General features: G+C 73.0%; 7 protein-coding genes. 4 read left to right on the forward strand and 3 right to left on the reverse strand.

The genetic code is table 11. The features are described from left to right. From VF330_RS40335 to VF330_RS40345, 3 genes are all read right to left on the reverse strand, one after another. On the reverse strand, nt 1-1,809 hold a 1,809-nt coding region (locus VF330_RS40335), incomplete at its 3' end, for a DUF7379 domain-containing protein (protein WP_330857030.1). A gap of 115 nt (nt 1,810-1,924) precedes the next feature. Continuing rightward, the gene (locus VF330_RS40340) at nt 1,925-2,989 is read right to left on the reverse strand and encodes a hypothetical protein (RefSeq protein ID WP_330857031.1); all 1,065 of its coding nucleotides are present in this window, start codon (nt 2,987-2,989) and stop codon (nt 1,925-1,927) included. An 11-nt stretch (nt 2,990-3,000) separates the two neighbouring features. Continuing rightward, complete coding sequence (locus VF330_RS40345) at nt 3,001-3,555, reverse strand: sigma-70 family RNA polymerase sigma factor (protein ID WP_330857032.1); 555 nt, start codon at nt 3,553-3,555, stop codon at nt 3,001-3,003. A 136-nt stretch (nt 3,556-3,691) separates the two neighbouring features. Between VF330_RS40345 and VF330_RS40350 the strand changes: the two genes are divergently transcribed. The 4 genes from VF330_RS40350 to VF330_RS40365 all read left to right on the forward strand — a co-directional run. After that, nucleotides 3,692-4,066 (forward strand): helix-turn-helix domain-containing protein, encoded by a 375-nt coding sequence (locus tag VF330_RS40350; protein ID WP_330857036.1) that lies wholly within the window; start codon nt 3,692-3,694, stop codon nt 4,064-4,066. A gap of 116 nt (nt 4,067-4,182) precedes the next feature. Further along, complete coding sequence (locus tag VF330_RS40355; protein WP_330857033.1) at nt 4,183-5,010, forward strand: alpha/beta hydrolase; 828 nt, start codon at nt 4,183-4,185, stop codon at nt 5,008-5,010. Nucleotides 5,011-5,183: 173 nt separating this feature from the next. Then, the gene (locus VF330_RS40360) at nt 5,184-5,756 is read left to right on the forward strand and encodes a hypothetical protein (protein WP_330857034.1); all 573 of its coding nucleotides are present in this window, start codon (nt 5,184-5,186) and stop codon (nt 5,754-5,756) included. Nucleotides 5,757-5,764: 8 nt separating this feature from the next. Continuing rightward, a partial coding sequence (locus VF330_RS40365) for an NAD(P)H-binding protein (RefSeq protein WP_330857035.1) occupies nt 5,765-6,300 on the forward strand: 536 nt, incomplete at its 3' end.

The following is a 6,300-nucleotide window of genomic DNA, read 5'->3' on the forward strand; positions in this document are numbered from 1 at the left end:
GGCGGCGAGCTCGTCGAGGCCGCGGCGCGAGTCGTACCGCCACGGCGTGAGCTCGTGGCGGGTGCCCAGCGCGGACTCCAGCACCGAGTAGCCGTCGACGAGCGCGCCGGGCACGCCGTCCCGGCCGGTGAGGACCGTCTCGGGACCGCGGCTGACCAGCCGCGCCAGGTCCGGCCACACGAGCTGGTCGCCGCACGCCAGGGTCGAGCCGAACAGGTCGGGGACGAGCAGCACCTGTCCGGTGACCTCACCGGCCTCGCCGCGCTTGACCGGCCACCGCGGCGGCGGGGCCTCGTCGAACGCCTGCGCGCCGTGGCCAGCGAGCCAGTTCTCCAGCGCCTGCCTGCTGTCCTCGTTGGCGAAGTAGCCGCCGTGGTTCACCCACGGGCCCTGGAAGAACGCGCGCCGCGAGCCCGTCCTGCCGACACCGCCGGACATCGACGACGTCGGCACGACGAAGTCGTGGTCCTCGCCGTAGAACAGGTCGGCGCCGCTCACCAGCAGCCGGTTGAGCACACCCCGGCCCTGCACGTCACCCGCGATGGAGGCGAGCCCGTCGTCGAGCGGCGGTGCCGCGAGCAGCGTCCGCAGGAACGGCGACTCCGGCATCTGCGCCTCCAGTCCCGGCATCACCCTGGGATCGGTGCGCTGTTCCAGCATCGTCAGCAGGAACTTCTTGACCAGCGCCGCCATCCCGGTCTCGCGCAGCACCGGGACGAGCTGGAAGACGTTGAACAGGAACGAGGCCCAGCGGTCGATGCGGCCGGACGCCAGCGTGGTGCCCATCGCGGGGCAGGCGACGCGCACGAACCGCTCGACCCGGATGCCGCGGTCGCGGAGAGCCTGGTGCAGCAAGGGCAACGCCGCCCGGTCGGGGTGCTCGGGCGCCGACGCGTAGGCGTCGAGCGGCAGGTCGTACCGGGCAGCGCAGCTCAGCACCTCGCCGACCAGCCCGCCGCGCGAGTGGCTCACCAGGTGCAGCGGTGCCTCGGGTAGCGTCGCCACGACGTCCAGCGCGTTCTGGGCGGGCGTCCTGCCCAGCGTGGCGTGCTCGACCGCCAGCACCCTGCCCTCGTAGCGGTCGACGATCCGTTCCCACTCCCGCGTGCCGCGCAGCTTCCCGAACGCCGCCTCGGTGTGCGAGAACGTGCCGTGCAGCAGGACCAGGTAGGGGTCCTCGCCTCCCGGCGGAGGCTGCTCGCGGCGGCCCGGTCTCTCCAGGAGGAGCTTCGCGTCCACCTCGTACACGCCGCGGACCTTGGGCTTGCGCCGGCGGACGGCCTCGTCGGCGTCGTCGGCCACCGGCGCGTCGACCCAGCTCGTGATCGTCTCGACGGCCTTGCGCGCCACCGGCGACAGCACGAACCCGGACAGCTTCCCCGCGACCAGCCCGGCACCGGACCGCGTCAGCTCGGGCCCGAACACGGAGTCCAGCTCGCGCACGGCGTTCTCGACACCGGGCGGCAACGTGACCTTCGACCGCCGCACGCTCGCGATCCGCGCCCCCTCACCGCGGGTGCGCCGGTCGAGCAGACCCGTCACGTCCGGCGGTCCCGGAGTGCCGCCGCGGGCCAGGCCGGCCAGGGTCGCGGCGCGGTAGAAGGTGACGATGCCGTCGGTGTCCTCGACCTCGACGACGTCGTCGTCCTCACCGGCCATCAGCACGGAGTCGCCGTCGCCGCGGCTGACGCCCGCCACCTCGACCTCGCGCCGCACGACGTAGCCGACGTCACCGCCGTAGAGCTCCGCGAACTCGTCACCGCTCGCCGGCTCCTCCGCGGCTCTGCCGTGGACGGTGAACTCGGCCATGGGCACCTGCTCTCCTGGTGCGTGCCGCCTGCGGTGGTTCCTCGCTCCCGCCCACTGCCTCGTTACAGCGCGTCTGATCCGGCCGGCGCGACCGGACCCGGGGTGCGCGCCCGGATCAGATCTTGCCCGCCGCCACGTCGGCGAGGGTCACGCGCGACGACTGGTAGTCGACCACCGCGGGCTTGGACGGGTTCGGCGCGTTCGGCGCCGGGATGTACTCGTCGCTGATCGGCAGGCCGTTGGCGGCGTCCAGGGTGAGCACCGCCGAGCCGTCGCCGCCCAGGATCCCGGGCACCGCGCTGATGGTCAGCACGCGCCGGCCGCCGACGTCGGACTCGGCCACGGTCACGACGTCCTTCATCGTCGCGAGCAGCTTCAGCACGCCCGCGCGGACCTCGGCGTTGGCGGCACCGGTGAACAACGCGGAGGTGCTGTTGCTCCACAGGTGGTTGGCCATGAGGTCGTCCAGCTCCTTGCCCGTGGGGCGCGGCGTCACGGGAGGCGGCTCCTTGCCGAGCCTGCGGAACTGCTCGGCCACCTCCTCCCGGGCCTGTTTCCACTCCCTCTCCGCCTCGGCGAGGCTCAGGCCGATGCCCAGGAAGTTGCGGTTGGCGGCGGTGAGCATCCCGGCCTTGGCCTTCTCGACGTCGCCGGTCGCGGCGAGACGCGCCGCCGCCATCACCTTCCGGTTGAACTCCGTGGCCTGGTCGTCGTTCCTCGCGACCGAGTCCGAGAGGGTCCTCTCCGAGTCGCCCCTGAAGACCTGGCCCTTGTCGCTGTAGATCGTGTAGTACACCTCCAGCGAGTGGTCCGGCGCGCGCTTGGTGCTGATCACCAGCGACGCGTCCCCGGTCTGCGGGGCGCCCGCCCCGACCGCGGCCGCGAGCTTCACCAGCGGCGAGTCGACCACCGGCGGAGCCGCCTGGACGGAGTCGGCCGGGCCGCCACGGCCCCCCGCCGGCGCCAGCACCACGGCCGCGGCCACGACCGCCGCGGCGACGGCCGCCGCACCCGCGGTGGCCATGCCCGCCCTGGGCCAGGAGAACCGGCGTCTCGGGCGCACGGTCGTGGTCGCGGGTTCGTCCATCGCCGCCCGCAGCGCCGTGCGGGCGCGGTCGTAGGCCTCGGGGCCTGGGGACGGCACGTCACTCAGCTTCTTCATCAGATCCATCTCGTCCATGAGTCGTCTTCTCACGTCGTCGGGACTCGGAGCAGCGCGGCCACCTCGGGGGCCTCCCTCAACGCCTTGCGCGCCTGGTGCAGCAGGCGGCGGGCCGTGCCGGCCGGGATGGCGAGCACCCGTCCGGCCTCCGCGACGGTCAGGTCCTCCCAGGCGACCAGACCCAGCACCTCCCGTTCCTCCGGTTTCAGGCGGGCCAGTGCCCTGCGCAGCGACGCCTGCGCGTCCACGCGGGTGTCCACCGCGGGCCAGGGGTCCCAGCCGCTCGCCACCGCCGTGAGATCGGGTGCCGGGTCCTCCGCCGGTGCGGAACGCCAGTGCCGGCGCAGCCTGTTCAGCGCGACGCCGTACAGCCACGGCCTGGCCTCGGGGTAGGAGCGGTCGTAGTTCGCGCGCGACTCGTAGGCCGCCACCCACACGTCGCCGAGGACGTCCTCGGCGGCCTGCCGCCCCACCCTGCGGGCGAGGTAGTTCCCGATCGCGGTCTCGTGGCGGCTGATCACCTCCACGAAGGCGTCGGTGTCCCCGCGCAGTGATCTGCCGATCAGGTCCGCGTCTGACGACATGAAGCTCCTCGGTTTCGCTTTCGCCCTTCCACCCCGTCTTTGCCGACGCGCGCCGAAAGCGTTCAGGTTGCCGGGTTGTTAGCCTTGCCGCAGGACAACGCCGCAGCTGGCGGCTCTCACGGGAGGTGCGCACGTGGTGACGCCGGGGACCGGTCGCGGTGACCTCTTCACCCCCGCCTGCCCGACGAGGGAGCTGCTCGACCGGATCGGCACGAAGTGGACGTCGATGGCCGTGAAGCTGCTCGCGCAGGCCGGTGACGGGGAGATCCGGTTCGCCGAGCTCCAGCGGCGCATGCCCGGTGTGTCGCAGAAGATGCTGTCGTCGACGCTGCGGTCGCTCACCGGGGACGGGCTGGTCGCCCGGCGCGTCGAACCGACCGTGCCGCCGAAGGTGCACTACCGCCTCACCCCGCTCGGCCACTCGCTCGAGGTCCACCTCGCCGCGCTGCGCGGGTGGGCGGAGGAGCACATCGGCGAGATCAACCGGTCCAACGCCGAGAACGCGGGCTGACCGCGGTTACCCCGGCGAAACCACCGGACGCGGAAGTGCCGTCTTACGCCTGCCCGTGATCGTTCCTATCGTCGTTCCCGAGATGGCGGAACGAGGTCTGGGAGGTCTGGAACGACATGGTCGCACTGCGCGAGATCACCACCAACGGCGTCGAGCTGAACGTCGCCGTGACGGGAGACGGGCCCGCGCTCGTGCTGCTGCACGGGTTCCCGCACACCTGGCAGCTCTGGGAACCGGTCATCCCCGCGCTGGCGGAGCACCACACCGTCGTGGCGCCGGACCTGCGCGGCCTGGGCGCGTCGTCGCGGCCCGACGCCGGCTACTCCGCCGGTGAGGTCTCGGCGGACGTGATCGGCCTGCTCGACGCTCTGGGCGTCGAGCGCGCGGACGTCGTGGCGATCGACCTGGGGGTGGCGCCCGCGTTCCTGACCGGTCTGGAGCACCCGGACCGGGTCCGGCGGCTGGTGCTGATGGAGGGACTGGCCGGAGCGCTGCCCGGTGCGGAGGACTTCCTGCGCGCCGGTCCGCCGTGGTGGTTCGGCTTCCACGCCGTCCCCGGTCTCGCCGAGGCGGTGCTGGCCGGCCACGAACCCGAGTACTTCGACTTCTTCCTCCAGGCCGGCACCGCGGGCGACGGCGTCACGCCGCGGTTCCGCTCGGCGGTCCACGAGGCCTACCGGGGCACCGCGGCGCTCCGGGCGGCCTTCGAGCACTACCGCGCGCTCCCGGACAGCGCCCGGCAGATCGCCGAGGCCGTCGGCCGCCGCCGGCTCACCGTGCCGGCGCTCGCCGTCGGCGCCGCTCCCGTCGGGGAGGCCACGCGGCGGCAGGTGGAGCTCGTCGGCGACGACGTCCGCGGGGTGGTCCTCGCCGGCTGCGGGCACATCATTCCGCAGCACCGGCCCCGGGAGCTGCTCGCGGTGCTCGGGGAGTTCCTCCGGTGACGGCCCGACCACCCCGCGGCGGGTTCGTGCAGATGGCGAACCCGCACGACTCGCGGAAGCAGGCCGGCGACCGACCGGCGGAGGCCGCTGAGAGCGGCAGCGCGGCGGTCCGCGCTGTCCCCCGTTCGTGAATGGACGGTTGCGCGAGCCGAAAAATGGGCACGTTGAAGCGCGTGACGACCGACCACGAAGACTTGCTCCACGCGCACCTCGACCGCGAGGCGCAGGAGTTACTCGACCCGCACCACCACCGTGCGAGCGCGCACCTCGGCGACCGCCTCGTCGTCGACCCCGGCCAGGTGCTCGAGAACGTGGCGATGGCGATGGAACGCCTCGACCTCGACATCGAAACCCCGGTCAGCATCGAGGAGGACGTCGCGACCCTCGAGGAGCTGGTCGCGATGGTCGACCACTTCGGCAAGGGCCCGGCACTGGTCGCCCACACCCTCAACACCGCCGCGCGCGTCGTGAACGCCCGCTACCCCGCCGAGCTCGTCCGGCACCCGCTGCCGCCTGACTGCGACCTGCGCCGGCTCTTCCACGCCGACGTCGACGAACGCAGCCAGGACGTCGCGCGGGCCGTGTTCAACCGGCGGCTCGCGGAGCCGGCGGACGTGCGGGACACCGAGGTCGCGGTCGACCTCGACAGGCTTTCGCCCCAGCAGCAGATCGAGGTGTTCATGGCCGTGTTCTTCCTGTACGGCACGAAGATCGGTGCGTTGCAGAACCGGACGGGCATCAGGTGAGGTGCCTCGTGCTGGGCGCGACCGGGCACCTCGGGTCGCGCCTCGTGCCGGAGCTCCTCGCGCACGACCACGAGGTCGCCGTCCTGATCCGCGACAGCGCGCAGGCGACGCGTTACCCGACCAACGTGATGGTCCACGTCGGTGACGCCACGGATCCGGAGGCCGTCCGGAAGGCGTTGGCGGGCAACGACGTCGTCTACTTCCTCGTGCACTCGCTGGACCGGCCGGACTTCGCCGACGTCGACCGCGAGGCCGCCTCCGTGCTGGCCACCGCCGCGGCCGAGGCCGAGGTCCGGCAGATCGTCTACGTCGGCGGTCCCCGCCCCGACTCCCCCGACCTGTCCGCGCACCTGGCCTCCCGGGCCGAGGTCGGTGACGTCGTCGCCGCCGGGCGGGTGCCCGCACTGGTGTTGCAGGCGTCGATGGTCATCGGCGCCGGGTCGGCGAGCTTCGAGCTGCTGCGCTCGTCCGCGCGCCTCACGCCGTGGGTGCCGGTGCCGTCGTGGATGCACAACACCAGCAGGCCCGTCGCCGTCACCGACGT

The sequence above is a fragment of the Lentzea sp. genome (assembly GCF_036380075.1).
GTDB lineage: Bacteria > Actinomycetota > Actinomycetes > Mycobacteriales > Pseudonocardiaceae > Lentzea.